We start from the raw sequence: 20894 nt of genomic DNA on the forward strand, positions 1-20894 counted from the left end.
GTACGAAACCGGATTTATTCTATTAAGTCTATAAAATTAATAGACAATTTGTTTGTAACCTTGCTCCCGCGCTTTATATTTGCCAAACGTTTAAGAGACGACTGATTAAAAACCACCTTTGATTAGTTAACGTATTATCGGAAAAAATCCTGCAAATGTTTCCGGTTCAGTAAGAGTTCTTTCGGAGCAGTTCCGTAAGGCATATAGTTAACTATTATTTCAAAACTTAACAAAATCAAGTTGTATGAAAATCAACAACCAGATTAAAGCCGTGGCTTTGGCAGGCGCCACCATTTTAAGCAGTTATGCAAATGCAGGAGACGATAAACCGGGTGCAAAAGCGCCGAAACAGGGGATTTGGCGTGGTGAATTCGTAATCAGCGAAACCCACATTCCATTTAATTTTGAATACAACAACAAAGATAAAGACCATCCGATCCTGACACTTTTGAACGGAACGAGAAGGGATGATTTCAAGGTGACAAAACTGAGCGGTGACTCTATTTTTGTCAAAATGAACACCTATGATGCCGCTCTCGTGGCCAATGTGGAGTCTGATGGAAAAATTACCGGAGAATACAGAAGTCTGGTTCCTGGTTTCCGGGGAAGTTCGCTTCCATTCTCTGCGGAGCATGGTAAGGACTACCGTTTCGTAGAAAAAGGAAAAGAACAGCCAACCAAACATAACCTAACGGGAAAATGGGATTTACAGGTTTACAGTAAAGCAAAAATGCCTGACAACGTGGCGCTTTTGAAGCAGGAAGGGAATAAACTTACCGGCGTGGTGATGTCGACCGTGGGCGATAGCCGTGAACTGGAAGGCGTTGTGGAAGGCGATGAATTTGTGCTTTCACATTTCTCTGGCCCAAACCCAAGGGTTTACAAAGGAAAAATCAATGAAGACGGTTCGATCACAGGCGTGATCAGCTCCGGTATTTATGACAACACCAAGTTTGAGGGATCTAAAAACGCGCTGGCGGAATTGCCTGATCCATATAAACTTACGCACTTGAAAGAAGGTTATACCAAGCTTGATTTTACACTGCCTGACCTGAACGGAAAACAGGTTTCGTTAAGCGATGACAAGTATAAGGGAAAGGTTGTAATCGTCGAAATTGTAGGTACCTGGTGCCCGAACTGTACGGACCAGACTGCATTTTTATCACCATGGTTTAAAGAAAACAAAGCACGTGGTGTAGAAGCGATTGCGATCGGTTTTGAGCAAAAAGATGACCTTGAATACGCAAAATATACCCTGGGTACTTTGAAGAAAAAGTATGGAATCGAGTATGATGTTCTTTTCGGTGGTATTGCTGATAAAAAAGTGGCATCTGAAAAACTTCCTGCCCTTAACCGCATGATGGCTTTCCCAACAACCATCCTGATTGACCGCAAAGGAGAAGTTCGCCAGATCCATACAGGATACACCGGAACCATTACCGGTGATTACTATACGGAGTATGTGAAAAAGTGGAACAAGGATCTTGACGAGTTAATCGCTGAGCCGGTACCATCCACATTTACGTCTGCAAAGACATCTGCAACAAAGAGTTCTAAATAATATGCGTGTAAGTTTAGGTACGCTGTAATTTGAAACAACTGCAAAGCCTCCGGAAACGATGTACTTTGCAGTTGTTTATCGCTTTGTACCTGAAATTATTGGCTTCGCTTATTTCACGGATTATTATCATGATTAACAAACTGATCGTTTTTTTACTGATCATCATGTCCTCGGCGTATGCGCAGGAGACAAAGGATATTTCTAAATGGAAAGTTTCGGTTTCAAAAAACAGCGTCAAGCCCGGCGATGAAATTGAGGTGGTCTTTTCGGCAGATATCAACAAGGACTGGAAATTGTATTCGTCCGATTTTAAGGGTGATATCGGTCCGCTGCCCACAGAATTTAAATTTACCGGCACCGAGCATTACAAGTTGCTGGGTGATATAACGGCGGTTTCTCCATTGAAAACCGTTGACCCGATCTGGGATGTGGCTTATACCTATTTTCTTGAAAAGGCGGAATTTCGTCAGAAGATTAAAATTGTAAAAAAGGATGCACTGGTGAAAGGGACCATCAAAGGGCTTCTTTGCAATAACAAAGACGGAATCTGCGTGCCTTTCCAGGAAACTTTTCAGGTTAATTGATCAATAATTTTTTCAAAAAATGTTAAGGATAAAAAAATTTTTTATCGTGATCCTTAGTGGGTTTGCCTTTACGCTGACTGTGGCCTTTCAGGCTCAGAAAGAAGAGGAGGTATTAACAAAAGAGGGCCTGGGGGAAAAGCTTTTTTTCGATCCCGTTTTGTCGCGCGGGCAGGTGATCAGCTGTGCCTCATGTCACATTCCGGCTTTCGCATTTGCCGATACTGCCGCGTTCAGTATTGGTGATAAGGGTACACGTGTGGCCAGGAATAGCCCGGCACTTACCAATTTGTCGGGGCGGACAGACTTTTTCTGGGATGGCAGGGCTTCTTCACTTGAAGAACAGATTCTTGGTCCGCTTTCTGCACACGACGAAATGGATTTGCCGGTTGAGCAGGCTGTTGAGCGCTTAAAGAAGCATGATTTTTACAGCGCTGCTTTTCAAAAAGTATTTAAGACAGAAGTAAACCAGAAAAATCTTTTAGGAGCGATCGCCGCATTTGAAAGAACGCTGGAAACGACGGATACGCCTTACGACCGGTATCTGGACGGCGATGAAAAGGCGATGTCGGAATCGGCCATTCGCGGACGTATATTGTTTATCGGCAAAGCGAATTGTGCTACATGCCACTCAGGAGAAGACTTCACAGCCGACCGTTTTAAAAGTATCGGATTGTTTAACGGCAAAGAATTGACCGATACCGGGCGGTTTAAAATCAGTAAGGATAGCGCGCATATCGGTATGTTCAAAGTGCCGGGATTGCGGAATGTGGCCGTCACTGCCCCGTACATGCACAATGCGATGTTCAGGACATTGCGTGAGGTGGTGCAATATTACAACACACCAGACAAATTTATCAGTAACAGTATCAACCGGGATTTGTCGCTGGGCAGCTCGCTTAACCTGTCAGACAGAGAAGTGGATGACGTCGTTGCGTTTCTGGAAGCACTTACCGACGACCGGTTTAAAAAGAAGTGATTTATACTTAATTATCGGGTTATGAAACGAAAAATCATAGTACTTGGCATTTTGTCTGTCGCGATTTCGGCGCCATCCTTTGCGCAAAAGAAAAGCATTATCGGGACGATTACTTCCAGCGAAAACGGCAATCCGGTAGGCGGGATCATTGTGATGGTGAAAGGTACGCATCAGGGTTTGGTGACTGCCGATGACGGCTACTTTGATCTGATTGTTTCAGAAGGCGATACGATCGAGTTATCGCCCAGGTATTTTGTTGACCGGGAGGTTATTGTTGGTGCCGATTTTAAATACAACATCAATCTGGACGAGAAGTACGGACAGAAACGCACGGGATATCTTTTCCGGCAAATGGATAAAAAAGAAGAAAACGTGTTTACACAAAATACATCTTCATCAATTAACAAATAGCAACATCACTGATCGGCCTCAATCCTGAGACCGATTTTAACACCATAAAAAATGAAAAGAATAATCGTAACAGCACTTGTTCTGGGGTTGTCGCTCAACTTCTCGTGCAAGAAAAAAGCAGAAGAAACGGCTACAAACGAAGATTTTGCAAAAGTTCATCAGGCTGCGCTCACGATCGATCCGCACATCGATATCCGCGAAGACTTTGACGCAGAAGGCAATGACGCCGGTACCGAAACGTTGGATCAGATTGACCTGGTCAAATTGGAGAAAGGGCAGCTGGATATCGCGACGCTCGCTCTTTTTGCGGATCCGCTCCGCCGGACTCCGGAAAATATTGTTTTGGCAAGAAAGCAGGTGGATTCGAAGCTGACGACCATTCAGGATTTTGTCAATAAACATCCGGACAAACTGGAATTCGTAAAGTCGACCAAAGACATCGAGCGGATTGCCGATGGTGGGAAACACGGGATTTTGTTAAGTTTTCTGAATGCCCTTTCGCTTGGGAAGGATACCTCGCTGATCAGCCATTATTATGATAAGGGTGTGCGTCTCTTTGGTTTTGCGCATGCCGGAAATAACGACTGGACTGACTCGTCGCGTCCTAGCGAAGCTTATGGCGACAAACCCAATGAGGCTGGCGGTTTGACAGCTATTGGAAAACAGGCCGTTCCGATTTTAAACCGTTTGGGCGTGATCATTGATGTTTCTCAGCTGACAACCGATGCTTTAAACCAGACCCTGGCACTGAGCAAAGCGCCGGTTATTGCTTCGCATTCGGGCGTCAGAAGTATCGTTGACAATACAAGAAATTTGTCTGATGCGGAATTGAAGGCGATTGCGGACAAAGGCGGGGTTGTGCATATTGTTGCGTTTGCAGCTTATTTGAAAGACACGGCTGCTTTTAAGGAGGATTACAAAAAGAAAATATTTGAACCGCTTGGGCTGGTGGTGGGTAAGGATAACCCGAAAGAAAAACTGGATTCAGCCGGGTACCGGAAGTTTAAAGATGCTTACAAGGAGTTTTCGCGAAATGAATGGAAGTATGCTACGCTAAACGAATATCTCAATTCGGTTGACCATGCCGTTAAACTGATCGGGATTGATCACGTGGGTTTCAGTGCCGATTTTAATCACGGTGGCGGAGTGAAAGGTTATGCCAGCGTAGCTGACGGCCCGAACATTACGCAGGAGCTTATCAAAAGAGGTTACTCCGAAGAAGATATCAAAAAACTTTGGGGAGGCAACTTCCTGAGGGTTTTCAAAGAAGTTGAAAAACAGGCTGGCAAGAGCTGAGCAGTTTTATATCGATTTTAGATTTACGTGTCTGGAAATATTCATTTTCCGGACATTTTTTTGTCTGTTACAAAAATTCGGCAAAGGTTAATTTGGGTAAATTAAACGGAGGCATACAAAAGATCATTCGAAACCGGAAGATGACCATTGAATAAAAATGCTCCGGTTTTACGATTGATTTAAAAATGTTCATGTTAAGTTTGAGTGCTGTTTTAAGAAAGAATGAGCATTGTTTGTAAATCAGTACTTTATTTAATATTACTATGCCAACGAACATCACAACGCCCGAAACCGTCAAAAGATGTATTCCTTTTTTATTACGGGTTATGGTTTTTAGTCCCGAATCCGGATATAAGTTTACCATCGAAGTTCAGAAAGCCTGCACGGCTGAAAATGAAGAGGTGTGGAAGCTGCTTTTCGATCTCTATAAGAAGAAAACGCCAGAGAGCGATTTTGACCAGATTGTGAGTGTCGAGTTTGTGGCCGGTGACCCCAATGATATTGATAAAGTTGCCGCAATTACCGACGAAGGCATGAAAAGAGCACAGGTACGGGCGTTCCGGGATAATGTCTATCCGTTGGTTAAACCGTTTGGTGAGGATGGTCAGGTTCCGACCGAAGCAGATCAGGCTGCCATTGACGCAGCAATGAAAAAGGCAATCAATGCCTGATGTTTCCGGGGCTCGGATCTCCTGATATGATGGTAGAAAATGATGGTGTCTGTTTCAAAGCTGCGCTTAAAATGTTGTCTCGGAACGGATTCGTACTGAAAATTTTCCTGTTTTTACTCCTGATTTCGGACATCGCGTCGGGACAGGCGGCTGATTCGTGTAATGCCATTACGGCAAGCATGCACTATACCGTGCGGTCTGTTTCGATAAAAGGGAGATTTGTTCCCGATGTTTTACAACAAAAAACAGAGCAGATCATAGGGGTTGGAACGTTGTTTGATCCGGCAAGACTGGGCCCGGCACAAGAGGAAATCAGGACAGCACTTGTCAGTTCGGAGCAGAATTTTTTCATGCGGTTTGTCAAACAGTCTTCCTCTGTTTTATATATCTATACCAAAGTTTGCCCCGTCGTGACAGACTCGACGTCCGGTCAGGTAAGCGTCGAAATTTTCCCTTACTATCTTCGTGTGGACCTGGTTAGTATTGGCGACAATATCTTACCCATTCCCCGAAGCGCACGACCGGTCTTTTTTACGCAGGTTCCGCCAATACTCAGAATTACCTCCCCAATCGCCGGTTTTTACAATGACAGAAACTACGGCCCGGCAATTTTTGTGCGGACTAATACCGACCTGCTGCATGTTTTGGGGAAACCCTCCGGTCGTAAAGACAACGGCTTATGGCATTTGAATTTTGGACTGCAAATACGGAAATCGCTGAGCGAGTCTTTCAATGATATCGGTACGGGTTTCGAACTGAACAGGTCGGATTTTAACGTTAAAAATCTGGGATGGAGCCTTGGCGGTTATTACGGACATCAGTCTTTGCCGCTGGGCAAAGAGGAGAGTACACGAAATGTGTTTGGCGTAAATGTCGGAATGACCGGAATCCGTCGATTGCTGGTGTTCTCTAAATATGCTGTCAATGCAGGTTTCAGATACTCACGGAACGACTTCGGAAACCAGGCCCGGCAGTTTGTCTCCGAGCGAGGCCTGAGAATAGCATTTATAGGAGACAGCCGGATAGGGCAGGGGATGTCCCGGTTTGGTATTTATTTTGATGATAACTTTCCCAAAAACTTTGATTCCGGGACATCTTATCAGCGGCTTAGCTCGAATTTGGGCTACAACACCGTCATCGGTAAAGAGCATAACAATATTGATATGGAAGTGCTGGCCGGTGGCGGGCTGAGTTGGGGGAATGTACCTTTATATAATCAGTTCTGGTCTGGAAATGGTGCGAGAAACTTTATGTATGAGTCTTTGTCAGGTATGGCAAACCAGGGGTACTCACCGGGGCCCTCGGTACGGAGTTTGGGCGAAAATGAAGGGGGGATGAGAAATCCTTCGGGGTATTTGCAGGGCGGGAGTGCCTACTGGCATATTAATCTCAATCTGTCCATTCCCATCAGAGCCTGGTCCAGACCGCTAATCCCCGATATTGTTATTTCAGAAACTGCACGGCGCAGAAGTACGCTCCGCTCAGCATTGAAAGGTGTGGTGGAAACGACAAAAAATGCCATTATATCCGATTTGATCGATAATGACAGCTTGCCAGACAACGAAGAAACTGAGAAAATTGCCGATAATATCGTGAACCGGGATATTCGCCCGACCATCAATTTTCTTGCCGACCGCGCCAATGTTTATGCCATCAAACCGGTCGCATTGTTTGACATGGCCAGGTTATACAACGATGGAAATTCCAAAACCTGGTACGCAGCTGGTGCCGGTCTTCAGGTGATTATCATCAACGCGAGACTTCAGGCGGGTTACATGCACACCCTTTCTCCGGCGTCGGATCATCACAAGGGTAATTTTTTTGTCAAACTTACCGTGAGTGATTTTTACTAATGCCCGACGCAGCTTAAATGTGTAACTTTGACAGTTTTCTTCTTGGCCACATCTCGCCCTGTTCCATTGTCGTCGATGGCTCTTCCGCTTACCGGTAACGTTACCTTAAAAGGTTAATTATATTTGGTTAAGAACCGTTTTAGTGTTAAACTCGTCCGGTTTTTAGCCGAAACAACAATACAATGAGCCGTTTTGCTTTTTTTATTCAAAATATTATACTTTAAGCATAATTCGGACCCCGCATAAAAAGATTGTCCGAAAAATCGATATCAGGATCGTGTTGTAACATGCAGAAACCGGCATTAAATTTCGATTAATATTTCCTTGAAAAAATTCCTAAAACTCTTATTTTATTAAAATGAATCGTAGAGATGCTATTAAAGATTTATCACTGCTCCCGCTCGCGGGAGGTGTGATGCTTCCTAAAATGTCAGCTCCTGTGGCAGAACCAAACGGTGCTGCGGTGGCTGCTGGGAAGGAAATTTACCAGGCTATTGGTGTGGAGCCTATTATCAATTGCAGAGGGACGTTTACGATTATAGGAGGCTCCATTGAACGTCCGGAGGTGAGAAATGCCATGGATGCTGCTGCGCAGGTTTTTGTACAATACGATGAATTGGCTTTCGGGGCTGGAAAGCGCCTGGCCGAACTTACTGGTGCGGAATGGGGTATGGTTTCGGCTGGATGTGCCGCCGGAATGAAACATGTTACTGCGGCCTGTGTTACAGGCGGTAATCCCGAAAAGCTGATCCGGATTCCTAATCTGGCTGGTTTTGATAAAACGGAAGTGATTATTCCAAGATATTCCCGCAACGTTTATGATCACGCGCTTCGGAATGTGGGCGTAACGTTGATCACAGTTGATTCTATTGATGAACTGAAAAATGCGATAAGCTCCCGTACAGCCATGATTTATCTGATGGCGATGCAGGAATCCATGAGTGGACCGATGTCTCTGGAAGTTATTTCTAAAATAGCGAAGGAGAAAAACGTTCCCGTTATGGTGGATGCTGCGGCAGAAGATCTTACAGTCCCGAATGTTCACTTAAAAATGGGCGCGGACGTGGTGATTTATAGCGGCGGAAAAGCATTATGCGGTCCGCAATGTGCCGGGCTGGTTTTAGGTAGAAAAGACCTACTGATGTCAGCCTGGCAGGCCAGTGCACCGCATCATGGTCCTGGCCGTGATAACAAGGTAGGCCGCGAGGAAACGATGGGTATGATTGCTGCTGTGGAAGCGTGGACAAAACGTGACCATGCAGGCGAGTGGAAAAGATGGCTGCTGTGGTTGGATACTATTTCCAAAAAAATGGCTACGATTGACGGTGTAAAAACGACTGTGGTGGAACCGAAAGAACTTTCTAACCGGACACCGCAGTTGCGGATCACCTGGGATCCGGCCAAACTAAATATTTCAGGCGAAGAAATTGCGGAGCTTTTTGGCAGAACGAAGCCACGCATTGCACTCGGCGGCGGTACCCGCGATGGCGCGACTTTTGTTTCCATCACCACCGGGCAAATGCAGCCTGGGGACGATAAAGTCGTTTCAGATCGTTTGCACGAAGTTTTAACACAAAAACGCGCGCCGCAAAAAACAGATATGGCAGCGGCTTCTTCCTCTGTTAAAGGGCACTGGGATATGGAAGTTGAGTTTTTTACAAGCACCAGCAAGCAGTCTTTGATCATCGAACAGGACGGAAATTGGCTGGTGGGTTCGCATAAAGGCGAGTTCAGCGTGCGGGAAATGCAGGGTACGCTGGAAGGAAACGAGATAAAAATGAGAAGTACGGATCGTCAGCTTGGAGACGCCATCACCTTTATGTTCTCTGGCGTTGTGAAGGATGATGCGATGACCGGTTCGATTTATATGGGTGAATATATGACCGCGAAGTTTACCGCGAAACGCCATACGTTTAAATCCAAAAGGGAAAAAATAATGATCCCGTCAGGACCACCGCTGGCGACTTAGGATTGATTAATTTAGTACAAAAAAGAGCTGTCTTCACAGCTCTTTTTTGTTTTGATACTGCGTGATGGGACAAATTTGGTAGTGTCGTTAAAACGGCAGTCCATCAAGTCGTTTGTAATGATTACCGGATTAGGTGGAAATTTTTGAATATTGATTGTCAGGTTATTAGTGTTCGATAGCCACGAAACGTTCCTACGGAACGAAAACCACCTCGATCTGTCCCTGCTACCAACGAAATGTCCCTATGGGACAAGGATATAAGGCTGTTTCTGTGTTTTTGTCCCATAGGAACATTTCGTTGGTAGCCATGATATGGAAATTATAAAATATCGTTCCTTGGGAACGGCTGGTGGTGTTGGCCGCAATTTTGATCGTCCGGCGCGCGGCGCGGTACGTCCGGGTTCTTATGCGGTCTCTGCCCGCTGTATAGGAATGGCATCATACACATTACCGTTAAATAAGTTAAGTCATATTAATTCTACTTTCTGTGTAGAATATTGCAGTAGTTGTTTCTTCTTGCATTCTTATTGATATGGTTTTCAGAATCTCTGTTTTAAAACAGAGATTCTGTTGATTTGTTCGATATCAGTAGGATACTATGCGTTACCTGAAACTTCACAACCATGAACATGCAAGATGAAAAAGAAAAAATTGATACGCTTCGGCTTATCGTCCAGGAGGCCGAAAACACCGGTAACCTACCCATGATGACGGCCATACTGGCTGATGATCTCACGGTGATTGCGCCTGGGGCACCGGTAATTAATACCAAGGCAGGTGGCGTGGATTTCCTTAAATCCTGGTTCGATGCGTTTAAAATTGAGATCCGTTATGTATCTCAAGATATTGAAATCAAGGGAGATCTCGCTTACGAATGGGCTATTTATCACCAGACAACCACCGACAAAACAACCGGAGAAAAGGCATCCGAAGTCGGCCGAATGCTTTGGATATACAAAAAGTACGGTGAGCAATGGTTGCAGCACTTTATCATCTGGAATACTGAAAATTAATCCCTCATAATAAATTAATTCACCATGTCTTATTTACACGCGCCGCGGCTCGTGTTTACCGGCGATTTCCTCTCTGACGTCAGCACGGTAAACAACGACACCGCTCACTACAACAATGCCACTTTCAAACCCAATTTTCAGGAACCCGGAAAGGGAGCCACCAACGGATGGTGGAATCCGGAAGGAGGCGCTGTTTTTGATTTTCAGAATTGCGCTGTTCGCCAGATTTTTCTGCCCGATGGGACTACGCAGTCCGACTCGTCACAGGATATCATCATTGGTCAGCTCGTTGTCGGGGCGGAAGGACGCCCGACCGGAAAAATGGTCGATCTGGATCCTGATGCCCAAATGGTCTCGGCCTTATGGTGTGTGCAGCTGAGAATTAGCACGGCACAGAATGAGCTGCTTTTTAAAGGTGATATCAAAGCAACCTGTTTTCGGGATATTCAGCTCAGACAGCTGGATGGTGGGAAAAGCAATGGCCAGCCACTTGGGGCAACCTGGACTTCCACATTAACAAATGTGGAATGGGGCGAACTGGCGGATACTTCGCCATTTTTAAAGCAATTAAAAACAACCACGCAGGGGGATAAGTTATCGATAAATTTAAATCCCTTTGGATATTATTACGCACACAATGACGGCAGGTTTTCGCTTGGCAGAATTATCGGATCGATCGGGCCTTATTTTGAAGGAGAGCCAACCACGTTTGCGCCATACCGACGGTTATACGGGATCAATTACAACAGTGGCATTCGCTCGACGTATCTGAACAATACCAACTTTCTGGTTGAAACGGATAACAAGCGGCTTTCCATTGATTTTGGTGCCAGCTTTCCGGTTGCCAATTCCATCGGGGCGATCAATTTCAATCAAACCTTGATCCTGGCAGTGAGTAAAATCCCGCTGACTTATGTTGCCAGCAAAGCGAGTCCGGTTTTCTACATTACGCCGGATGATTTTACGGAGATTGGCCCACTGAATTATCAATCGGATCCCAACTGGCTGAATCAAACGGGCGGTATTGTTTCGTTTAATAATTTATCCTCAGAAATCATAACGGCGCTGGGTAATCATCAGTTGCTGGTGCTTACGCCATCAGCCGCCAACCCGGGGCAGTATGCGATCATCGCACGTGAATCGATCGACGGACTTTTTGTGCGCGCAGATGATTTTGTGCAGCGGCTGGACTGCGGCGACTCCGTTGAAGTCGATTTTTATGCCTATCAATGGGGGAAACCGCTTGCCAGCAATGTCATCACGATTACCCTGGAGGCCCCGACGCCAGACACTCCGATTGGTCCCCAAAGTCCAATTTCCGAGCTTTACGGGAACAATTACCCAGTAGATGGGATAACCTTTCAGTCGCAGATCTCCACCTGTGAAAAAGGAACAGCAAAAATGCTGTTGACTGGCAATGCAATCCATAGCCCGAGGCATTATATCGACGGGCAGATATACACGTTTGATTATCAGATCAGTACAATTGATCCTGCTTTCGGGACTGAGTCGGTGGTGGTGCATTTGCGGGACTATTTTGAAGTGATAGAAAAACCGGTCTGGTCGGATATTTCTTCCATGATGATCCAGTACAGCAATCTGTATCCGATCATGAGCAAATATGTCGTGAACCTTTCTGATCCGGAAGACTTGATCCTGAAAAAGAACATTTTGATTTTCGCTTTTTCCCGGGTGATGGAAGATACCATGCACATGCCGGTGACGAGGGACTTATCTGCTCCTAAAAGACAGACAATTCTCAATTGGTTAAAGGATCCGGTGTTAACCCGTGCAAGCAGTCGGAAGGGTATTGCTGAAAAACCTAAATCGGAAAATCCGGTTGCGGTGGGAACGGCATTATCCGAAAAACAGATGCAATACAAAGAGGCTGTTAAAGCTAAAAACGGATCATTTCCAGGCTTTCCAAAGACAGACAACTTGTTTGAAAATTTATGATCCACCGTTAGAAAAATCCTCACAATGCTTAAAATAGATTCGAAATTTATACAAAAAGTGCAGCAGTCCGAGGCGTTGGAAGAGCTGTATCCGTTGCTTCAAAATGCCATTGAACTGGAGCATTCGACCATTCCGCCTTATCTGACGGCCATGTTTTCGATCAAGCCTGGAAAAAATCTGGTCGACAGACGGATCATTCATTCCATCGTGATTGAAGAAATGATGCACATGACCATCGCGGCCAATATTCTGAATGCGCTGGGTGGGCAGCCTTATATCAATAACAGTGATTTTGTACCCGAATATCCTGGCCCTTTGCCCATGGGGATCGGGAACGGGCTGATCGTGGGACTTGAAAAATACTCAAAGGCCTGCGTGAAAAATGTTTTTATGGAAATAGAAGAGCCGGAAAATCCGCTGGTTTTTAAATCTTATTCTCTGGGGGCAACCCAGGATTTCAGTACCATCGGGCAGTTTTATCTGGCTTTGCAAAAAAAGATTGAAGAAATAGCGCCTCTGGAATTGCCCGGAGATAAAAGCAAACAGGTGACTTCGTCTTTTTTCGATCCGGCATTACTCTTTCCGATTTACACGAGACATGATGCTGTCAATGCCATTAACATTATCGTGGAACAGGGTGAAGGAACGTCCATTTCTCCTCTGGACCAGGATGGAGAACTTGCCCATTATTATCGTTTTGAAGAGTTGTTTAAAGGCAAAAAATTGATCAAAGATGACAATGCGCCCAACGGTTTTTCTTTTACAGGACCGGATATTCCTTTTAATCCGGATGAGGTATACCCGTTGTTCCCGAATACCAAAATTGATATGTTGCCAAAGGGCAGTGAAGAATGGAACCGGATGAACCAGTTCAATACCAGCTATTTTTCTTTGCTGCAAGGCTTGCATAAAACTTTTAACGGCGATCCGGCAGGGCTGGACAACACCATCGGGATCATGTATGACCTCAAATTAACGGCCGAAAAACTGTGTGCAACGCCGTTTCCGAACAAGGAAGGTTATACCATCGGGCCTTCGTTTGAATATATCACTGTTCCTTCCAGCGTACTGGTTTAAAGCGGCTGGACTGGAAAGAGAAAAGCGCGGATGTTTTGCAACTCCGCGCTTTTTTGTGGTGAATACATGATTTTTGCCGTCCTGATTTATTTCAGTGTCCTGATTTCCTATGCCAATAGCAGGGCAAATAATTTTAAACGACTCGGCTCCGATAACTTTTAGTCCAAATCAGATTATAACCGGACCTTACTTTGCTTTAAGGTTAGAGTGCTTTTATGGCCTTCTGATCTGATCAAATTTAATATCCATGAATATTTTTCCCGATAGTGAAAATCCTGTAAACCGGCGTGAGTTTGTAAAGTATACCAGCGCATTGGCATCTTTGGGGTTAACAGGTTTTGGACAAAATTTAAAAGAAATGAATACGGCTAATAGTATAAAAAATCCGGTTCGCGTAAAAAATGTCAGCGCCAACTTTGAGCGCGAGGCGCTGAATCCCTATCGTTTTAAAGGCAGTCAGATTACCGAAAGCTGGCAAACGGCGGCTTATCTTGAATCTGATTCGGGAATAAAGAAAGTTGGCCTGGCAACGCAGGGTGTGTTATGGTCGGACTCGAAGGTTGCGGCCGGGCATTCGGAAAGTGCAGGAAATGCGCTCATGTATGCGATGACCGAACGCGCTTTACAAATGATGAAAGGAACTTCATTTACGGATCCGGTTGCACTGCTGGATCAACTGTTACCCGAAGTTTTGGCTTATGGAAAGAAGATAACAGGGAATGCGGATCTTAGAAAAACTTTCGCGCTGAATGCACTTGTGAGTGTCGACAATGCCGCCTGGCTTCTCTACGCGGCTGAAAATAAGATGAAAACGTTTGATGAAATGATACCGGCTGCTTACAAACCCAGTCTTTCCTACCGTCACGAAAAAGTTGCGAGCATTCCTTCATTTGCAGTGGGTACGGATACCGGAAAAATAAAAACCGCTGCGGATGAAGGTTATTTTATCATGAAACTGAAAACAGGATCGGCCGGAACGCAGGCGGAGATGCTGGAAAAGGATATGGCTTTTATGTCGGCGGTTCATAAAACGATCGGGCATTACGAAACACCTTATACGAAAAAAGGCAAGATCCCGTATTACATTGATCCGAATGGACGATACGAAAAAAAGGAAACCCTTTTACGCTTTATTGATCATGTGAAAAAGATTGGCGCCCTGGATCAGATTGCCGTCATTGAGGAACCGCTCGGAGAAGATAACAATGATTTTGTCGGTGATGTAGGGGTGCGGATCGGTGCGGATGAAAGTGCACATACGGTCGAAGATGCCGCCAAACGGATGGAACAGGGATATTCGGTGATGATTGTTAAAGCCATCGCGAAGACTTTGAGTATGACAATGAAAATCACCCAGCTAGCATATGAAAAGAAAATTCCATGTTTTTGTGCCGACCTGACCGTTAACCCGATATTGGTAGACTGGAATAAATCGGTTGCGGCCCGGTTGTCACCATTTCCGGATATTGCCATTGGTTTGCAGGAAACAAATGGGCATCAGTATTATAAAAATTGGGATAGGCTGATGCGTTATCACCCCAAAGCCGGTGCAAACTGGACACAAACCCGTAACGGCGTTTATCTGACGGATAAGACGTTTTTTGAACAAAGTGGTGGTATTATGGAATCTTCACAGCATTATTCGGATTTATTTGTCACCGGATAAAAACTTCTTGCAATCGAGAATATATTCTATAATTTTTGTAAATTACTTCGTGACCGGCATGGTTTTTACGAGCTAATAAAGTTATTGATTTACAATTAATTATGATGATTATGAAAATGAAATGGATTGTCAACACACTGGGAATGATGCTTATATCTCTTTCTCTGTCAGCACAGGTAGTATCAAAGGATTCATTAAATGTTTTAAAGCAACACAAAGAATCACTGGAAATACGCAAGAAATTAACCGATCGCAAGCTGGAACTGGCCAAGTATGAAAATCAATTGGCTGAAAAAACGGCTGAGGTGACCAAGACGGCGGAGCAGGCTCAGAAATCTGCGGATGAGAATCGTAAAATGGCTGCAAAACTAAGTGAGGACGCACAGCACAAGAAGCATGCAAAAAGCGCACGTAAAAGTGCCAATGCTGCGGAACGGGATGCTAAAAAGGCCCGGAGAGCGGAAAGTAATCTGGCCACCCTGAAAAAAAATATAGAGTCGCTGAAAAGCAAAATTGCTGACGATGAAACCAAGTTATCGACGATGCAGTAAATGTGTTCATGAAGTTTTTAGCATGAAACAATGTACTGCATGATATCAGAGAAGTCCGGCGAATCCGGGCTTCTTTTTTTATAAATTAACGCTGTAATTTTATAGGTAATTGTTTGTTAATTTGACTTATCAAATGATGGTCCGATGGAAACGAAACCATATCATGAACGTATCACAGACAGCAAATTCCGGAATGCGGTGGATTTGCTGGATGCCGGAGATGCAGTTGGTTTGGAACGATATCTGGTTCAACATCCGGAGCTTGTTTATCAGCGCATCTGGTTTAATGAAGAAGGTTATTTCAAAAATCCAGGTCTGCTGGAATTCGTTGCCGAAAATCCAGTGCGACATGACCGCCTTCCCAAAAACATAGTGGAGGTTGCCCGGGTAATTTTGGAAGCTGGTGCAAAAAATAATGCAGTTCAGATTGCCTATACACTTGGATTGGTTTGTTCAGGACATGTCGCACGCGAATACAAGGTGCAGATTCCCCTGATCAATCTGCTTTGTGCCTATGGAGCAGACCCGAACGGAGGCATGCTACCGGCGCTCGCGCATGCGGAGTTTGAGGTAGTGGAAGTGCTGATCGCCAGGGGAGTGGTAGTTGATTTGCCAACCGCCTCGGCAACCGGACGAACCGATCGTGCTGCAAAACTTATTCGGCTGTCGGACAACCGGCAAAAGCATTTGGCGCTGGCTTTTGCAGCACAGCACGGACATCCTGAAATTTTGAAATTATTGCTGGACGCAGGCCAGAATCCGAATCTTTACAATCCCGAAGGTGCCCATATGTTTTCTACGCCTTTGCATCAGGCCATTCTTTCCGGCCATGAAAAAAATGTGAGGATGTTGGTTGAAGCGGGTGCCAGAATGGATTTGAAAGATACAATCTATCATGGCAATGCTTTGGATTGGGCAATGCATGTGGAAAATATTGCAATCGCTGATTATCTTCGGTCACAGGGAGCGGAACCAGGCGGGCAGTAATTGCTGATCTTTTTAAAAGCTTTCTGTACAGTAGTTTGAAGCTGTTTTGGGCTTACCTGTTGGTAAACTCAAAATTATTCCGGCGCATATGAAAACCGTTAATTTTACCCTGCTGTTCGTATTGTTGGTTACCTGTGTCTTTGCCCAGTCGGGGAAAGTACTGGATAACCTTTCACTCCCAAGTAAGTTACTGAAATCAGAAAGGAAATTTGCGATTTATTTGCCGCCTGATTATGGTACATCGGAGAGAAGTTATCCGGTTTTATATTTGTTGCATGGTTCTGGTGATGATCACACAGGCTGGGTTCAGTTTGGTGAAGTATTGAATATTACGGACAAAGCCATCCGCGACGGACTGGCCACACCGATGATTATCGTGATGCCGGATGCCGATACGGGGCGCAGAGGCTATTTTAACGACGTAAAAGGCGACTGGCCCTATGAGGATTTTTTCTTTCAGGAGCTGATGCCTTTTGTGGAAAAGAAATACAGAATTAAAACGGACAAGCGGTACAGGGCCGTAGCTGGTTTGTCGATGGGCGGTGGCGGAAGTTTTATGTACGCGCTGCATCATCCTGAATTGTTTTCATCGGCCTGCCCGTTAAGTGCGTCAACCGGGCCTATTACCCTGGAAGATGCCCGGAAAATCTGACCCGAAATAACACCAATATTGCTGATTCAACGGTAACCAACTACTACAACAGGCACAGTGCGCTGGCATTGATCGATAAGGTTCCGGATGCGCAGAAAAAAGCAGTGCGTTGGTATATCGATTGTGGTGACGATGATTTCCTGTTTGAAGGAAACAGTCTTGTCCACATTGCCTTGCGTAAAAAGGAAATTCCCCATGAGTTCAGGATCCGTGAGGGGGCTCATAACTGGACATACTGGCGAACTTCGCTTCCCAGTGTACTGGAATTTGTTTCGCAGGGCTTTCATCAGTATTAATCCGGCTTATGCACGACTCGATTCTTCCCGGTATTAAACAATTCGATCTGACAGGAAAAAGTGCCGTCATTACCGGCGGTTCCCGCAGTCTGGGTTATGCAATGGCCGCCGGATTGGCCTCCGCCGGCGCAGACATTATGCTTGTAAACAGAAACATCGAAGATGGAAAAGTTGCAGCGGACCAACTGGAAAGGGATTTTGGTGTTAATGCCATTGCTTTCGCTGCTGATATTACCAGTCAGGTGGAAACAGAGGCAATGGCGCAAATGGCTGTAAATACTTTTGGCAAAATTGATGTTCTGATCAATAGCGCGGGCATAAACATCCGTGGCCCGATTGATGAAATATCACATGAGGATTTTAACAAGGTCATGCAGGTGAACGTAAATGGAACCTGGCTAAGCTCAAGGGCGGTAACACCTTTTATGAAAAAAAGAAAAAGCGGACGGATCATCAACCTTGCGAGTACACTCGGGTTGGTCGGGCTGGCCAACCGCACTCCTTACACGGCCAGCAAAGGAGCAATCGTACAAATGACAAGGGCTCTGGCGCTTGAACTGGCGCCTTTCAATATTATGGTCAACGCAATATGCCCAGGGCCTTTTTTGACGGATATGAATATTCCCATTGCCGATAGCGAAGAAGCCAAAACGATTGTGCTTGGCGCCACAGCACTCGGACGCTGGGGACAATTAAAAGAAATTCAGGGCGCTGCGATTTTTCTTGCCAGCGATGCTTCCAGCTATATGGTAGGCTCCATGTTAACAGTCGATGGGGGCTGGACGGCAAGATAATCCCGAATTTTTAAGACGCATTTTTCTCCTTTACCGTATCAAAACACAGTAAAACGCGATGTTTCACTGTGTTTTGATACGGTATTTTTTGTTCGAATCCAAGCATCTGGTTCCTGACTCCGACATACGTCTGGGGCTATTTGCATCTGTTTTTGTGGTACTCGGGTTGGTTTATGGTTATGTTCGATATCTGAAAAAGTAGGGAAAAATGACGGATCAGATGGTTTAGGGAAGCGTTTGGTTACAAAATTGTTCTTACAAAATATTCGGGTTTAGCGATTCATTCATTAGTTTTAAAGGCAGGTATTGATTCAGTTCATAGCCTGCTTTTTGTTTATTAATGGTCTGGCAAGAATTTTTTAGGGCAAAAGCAGGTTATTTTAGCAAGCCAACACTCTTATACATTTAATGTGCACATGAAGCTTTTGCTTATCGAAGACGAACCCAGTGTAATATCCCTTATTCAACGAAGCCTTTCCGCGTCCGGACATGAAGTTACTGTGGCTATGGATGGCCAGTCGGGTTTGCAGATGGCCTTGCAGCATGAGTTTGACCTGGTTTTGCTGGATCTGATGATCCCAGTCATGAATGGTATGGAGGTTTGCCGGAGAATCAGAAGTACCAATGCCTCCATGCCGATTTTGATGCTCACCGCCCTTGGAACGACCGAAAACATTGTTTCCGGGCTGGATGCAGGTGCAGATGACTACATGACCAAACCTTTCAAACTGGCCGAACTGGAAGCCCGCATCCGAACTTTAACCCGTCGTGGCAAAGAGCAGGAAGCGGAGAAAAATAACGACATACTTAAAATCGGAGATCTGATTCTTGATAAAATAACGAAAACGGTTACCCGGGATTCTCAGCCTGTTGACATGACGGCGACGGAATTTCGTTTGCTTGAATTTCTGCTTTCCAACCAGAATAAAGTGTTGAACCGCATGGAAATTCTTGAAAATGTCTGGGATATCAATTTCAACCTGGGAACCAATGTCGTGGACGTTTACATCAATTATCTTCGGAAAAAAATCGATAAAAACCACCGTGTCAAGTTTATTCATACCGTTTTCGGCATGGGTTATGTGATGCGTCAGACTTATGAAGATCCAAAATAGAATTTCCCTTATTTTTACAGTGCTGACGGCGGGGATCATTCTGTCGCTCAGTGTTTTTATTTACATCTTCGCATCGGACAGCATTTCCCGCAGTTTTTTTCACAGGCTGGAAGTCCGTTCCAATATCGTCGGGCATGCGGCGCTGGAAAAAAATAAATCCCAGACTTCCATATATTACGACTTCAAAGAAAAACATCTCGGGGATCTTCCGTATGAACAGCATCAGATCATCTGGAAAAACGAGATACATAAAGCCGATAGTCTGAGAAAGCGATTTCCAATGCCGCAGTCATTTTATGATGCAATTGTAAGAAAACAACCGGCGCGTTTTTTTAAGAATGACACCTCCTATGTTGGCCTGGGGATTATTCAGTCGGGTGAAAATGTTATTGTTCTTTCTTCGGCCGTGGACCTTTATGGGCGGGAGGAAATGGAAAATCTTAAAAATCTGCTCATTATCGGGTTTTTCATCTCACTGATTTTTGTATTTACGTTTGGCAAGTTTTTCTCCATCCAGATTTTTCAGCCGATCCGTCAGATTATCCGGAATGTAAAAGGGATCAGTGCGCATAACCTGAATCAGCGCCTGAAGGTGAGTACGAGTAAGGATGAAATTACGGATCTTTCCAAAACTTTTAACGATATGCTCGACAGGCTGGAAATTACCTTCGAGATCCAGAATAATTTCGTCAGCAATGCCTCTCATGAGTTTAAAACACCATTGACCATTATCAGCGGCGAGGCGCAGCTCGGGCTTTCCATCGACGATATCCCCGAAATTGCGAAAGATTCCCTCCGCACTATTTTTCGTGAATCGGAAAAACTGGAACATCTTACGAATAGTATGCTGAGTCTGGCCCAAACGGGTTTTGACGGAAAAAAGGAACAATGGGATGAAATCAGGATTGACGAGCTGATTTTATCCGTTAAAGGCACCGCAGATCAGATCATGCCTGATAATAAAGTGGAAATTAACTTTGATCAGCTGCCCGAAGATGAAGAAAAACTGGTCGTAAACGGAAATGAAACCTTGTTGAAGGCTGCATTTACCAATATTGTATTAAATAGCTGCAAGTACTCGGACAATAAACCGGTTCACGTGCTGATAAAAGCGGGTGAAACGTATGTGATTATCGAGATCACCGATGAGGGCATAGGTATCCCGGATCGCGAGATAGCCCAGATTTTTGTACCGTTTTTCCGAGCTTCCAATACCGAAAAGTATCAGGGTTACGGGATTGGACTTCCGTTGACAAATAATATTATAAAGCTGCATCTGGGCAGCATTGTCGTGAACAGTGAAGTGGGCGTGGGGACCCGTTTTACCGTTTATCTGCCGTTTAAGTAAGCGTTGCTTCTAACCCCATTTTAATATTCTCATCTGATTTTAATAAATCACTCACAGGATTATAATCTCGTTTTTAGCTGGTGCTAATCCGTCGGCTGTAACATTGCATTATCAAAAT

The 20894-nt window shown here is 44.8% G+C and carries 17 protein-coding genes and 1 pseudogene; all 18 read left to right on the forward strand.

Annotated features, from left to right (window positions below; translation table 11 throughout):
* Positions 1-244 precede the first annotated feature (244 nt).
* A complete protein-coding gene (locus RB622_RS23430; protein ID WP_308049143.1) occupies positions 245-1561 on the forward strand; it encodes a TlpA disulfide reductase family protein in 1317 nt (438 codons plus the stop codon).
* Between the two features lie 29 nt (positions 1562-1590).
* On the forward strand, positions 1591-2145 hold the full coding sequence (locus RB622_RS23435; RefSeq protein ID WP_308049145.1) for a protein-disulfide reductase DsbD domain-containing protein: 555 nt from the start codon (positions 1591-1593) through the stop codon (positions 2143-2145).
* A 19-nt stretch (positions 2146-2164) separates the two neighbouring features.
* Positions 2165-3121, forward strand: a complete 957-nt coding sequence (locus RB622_RS23440) for a cytochrome c peroxidase (protein ID WP_308049146.1) — start codon at positions 2165-2167, stop codon at positions 3119-3121.
* A gap of 21 nt (positions 3122-3142) precedes the next feature.
* Complete coding sequence (locus RB622_RS23445) at positions 3143-3532, forward strand: carboxypeptidase-like regulatory domain-containing protein (protein WP_308049147.1); 390 nt, start codon at positions 3143-3145, stop codon at positions 3530-3532.
* A gap of 51 nt (positions 3533-3583) precedes the next feature.
* Entirely contained in the window at positions 3584-4828 is a 1245-nt protein-coding gene (locus tag RB622_RS23450; RefSeq protein WP_308049149.1) for a dipeptidase, read from the forward strand.
* Positions 4829-5091: 263 nt separating this feature from the next.
* Positions 5092-5499: a hypothetical protein gene (locus RB622_RS23455; RefSeq protein ID WP_254562059.1), complete on the forward strand. Its 408-nt coding sequence runs from the start codon at positions 5092-5094 to the stop codon at positions 5497-5499.
* A gap of 26 nt (positions 5500-5525) precedes the next feature.
* A complete protein-coding gene (locus RB622_RS23460) occupies positions 5526-7352 on the forward strand; it encodes a hypothetical protein (RefSeq protein ID WP_308049150.1) in 1827 nt (608 codons plus the stop codon).
* Between the two features lie 358 nt (positions 7353-7710).
* Positions 7711-9321, forward strand: coding sequence for an aminotransferase class V-fold PLP-dependent enzyme (locus tag RB622_RS23465; RefSeq protein WP_308049151.1), 1611 nt, complete (start codon positions 7711-7713; stop codon positions 9319-9321).
* 623 nt (positions 9322-9944) lie between these two features.
* Positions 9945-10334, forward strand: coding sequence for a nuclear transport factor 2 family protein (locus RB622_RS23470; protein WP_308049152.1), 390 nt, complete (start codon positions 9945-9947; stop codon positions 10332-10334).
* 24 nt (positions 10335-10358) lie between these two features.
* On the forward strand, positions 10359-12290 hold the full coding sequence (locus tag RB622_RS23475; protein ID WP_308049153.1) for a hypothetical protein: 1932 nt from the start codon (positions 10359-10361) through the stop codon (positions 12288-12290).
* 24 nt (positions 12291-12314) lie between these two features.
* Positions 12315-13367: a ferritin-like protein gene (locus tag RB622_RS23480; protein ID WP_308049155.1), complete on the forward strand. Its 1053-nt coding sequence runs from the start codon at positions 12315-12317 to the stop codon at positions 13365-13367.
* Between the two features lie 247 nt (positions 13368-13614).
* Entirely contained in the window at positions 13615-15033 is a 1419-nt protein-coding gene (locus RB622_RS23485; protein WP_308049156.1) for an enolase C-terminal domain-like protein, read from the forward strand.
* Positions 15034-15143: 110 nt separating this feature from the next.
* Positions 15144-15584 carry a hypothetical protein gene (locus tag RB622_RS23490; protein ID WP_308049157.1) on the forward strand — a complete coding sequence of 147 codons (441 nt, stop codon included), beginning with the start codon at positions 15144-15146 and terminating at the stop codon, positions 15582-15584.
* Positions 15585-15728: 144 nt separating this feature from the next.
* The gene (locus tag RB622_RS23495; RefSeq protein ID WP_308049158.1) at positions 15729-16571 is read left to right on the forward strand and encodes an ankyrin repeat domain-containing protein; all 843 of its coding nucleotides are present in this window, start codon (positions 15729-15731) and stop codon (positions 16569-16571) included.
* A gap of 88 nt (positions 16572-16659) precedes the next feature.
* Positions 16660-17519, forward strand: a pseudogene (locus tag RB622_RS23500) (alpha/beta hydrolase).
* Between the two features lie 8 nt (positions 17520-17527).
* The gene (locus RB622_RS23510; protein WP_308049161.1) at positions 17528-18313 is read left to right on the forward strand and encodes a glucose 1-dehydrogenase; all 786 of its coding nucleotides are present in this window, start codon (positions 17528-17530) and stop codon (positions 18311-18313) included.
* Positions 18314-18729: 416 nt separating this feature from the next.
* A complete protein-coding gene (locus RB622_RS23515; RefSeq protein WP_308049162.1) occupies positions 18730-19428 on the forward strand; it encodes a response regulator transcription factor in 699 nt (232 codons plus the stop codon).
* A complete protein-coding gene (locus tag RB622_RS23520) occupies positions 19412-20776 on the forward strand; it encodes a HAMP domain-containing sensor histidine kinase (RefSeq protein ID WP_308049163.1) in 1365 nt (454 codons plus the stop codon). The genes RB622_RS23515 and RB622_RS23520 overlap by 17 nt, the downstream gene beginning before the upstream one ends.
* Positions 20777-20894: the final 118 nt, after the last annotated feature.

Origin of the sequence: Dyadobacter sp. LHD-138 (assembly GCF_030929615.1) — a bacterium.
In the GTDB taxonomy this organism is placed as follows: domain Bacteria; phylum Bacteroidota; class Bacteroidia; order Cytophagales; family Spirosomataceae; genus Dyadobacter.

Coding starts and splice junctions, on each gene's coding strand:
- RB622_RS23430 (WP_308049143.1), top strand. CDS start 245: ATGAAAATCAACAACCAGATTAAAGCCGTGGCTTTGGCAGGCGCCACC.
- RB622_RS23440 (WP_308049146.1), top strand. CDS start 2,165: ATGTTAAGGATAAAAAAATTTTTTATCGTGATCCTTAGTGGGTTTGCC.
- RB622_RS23445 (WP_308049147.1), top strand. CDS start 3,143: ATGAAACGAAAAATCATAGTACTTGGCATTTTGTCTGTCGCGATTTCG.
- RB622_RS23450 (WP_308049149.1), top strand. CDS start 3,584: ATGAAAAGAATAATCGTAACAGCACTTGTTCTGGGGTTGTCGCTCAAC.
- RB622_RS23455 (WP_254562059.1), top strand. CDS start 5,092: ATGCCAACGAACATCACAACGCCCGAAACCGTCAAAAGATGTATTCCT.
- RB622_RS23460 (WP_308049150.1), top strand. CDS start 5,526: ATGATGGTAGAAAATGATGGTGTCTGTTTCAAAGCTGCGCTTAAAATG.
- RB622_RS23465 (WP_308049151.1), top strand. CDS start 7,711: ATGAATCGTAGAGATGCTATTAAAGATTTATCACTGCTCCCGCTCGCG.
- RB622_RS23470 (WP_308049152.1), top strand. CDS start 9,945: ATGAACATGCAAGATGAAAAAGAAAAAATTGATACGCTTCGGCTTATC.
- RB622_RS23475 (WP_308049153.1), top strand. CDS start 10,359: ATGTCTTATTTACACGCGCCGCGGCTCGTGTTTACCGGCGATTTCCTC.
- RB622_RS23480 (WP_308049155.1), top strand. CDS start 12,315: ATGCTTAAAATAGATTCGAAATTTATACAAAAAGTGCAGCAGTCCGAG.
- RB622_RS23485 (WP_308049156.1), top strand. CDS start 13,615: ATGAATATTTTTCCCGATAGTGAAAATCCTGTAAACCGGCGTGAGTTT.
- RB622_RS23490 (WP_308049157.1), top strand. CDS start 15,144: ATGAAAATGAAATGGATTGTCAACACACTGGGAATGATGCTTATATCT.
- RB622_RS23495 (WP_308049158.1), top strand. CDS start 15,729: ATGGAAACGAAACCATATCATGAACGTATCACAGACAGCAAATTCCGG.
- RB622_RS23510 (WP_308049161.1), top strand. CDS start 17,528: ATGCACGACTCGATTCTTCCCGGTATTAAACAATTCGATCTGACAGGA.
- RB622_RS23515 (WP_308049162.1), top strand. CDS start 18,730: ATGAAGCTTTTGCTTATCGAAGACGAACCCAGTGTAATATCCCTTATT.
- RB622_RS23520 (WP_308049163.1), top strand. CDS start 19,412: ATGAAGATCCAAAATAGAATTTCCCTTATTTTTACAGTGCTGACGGCG.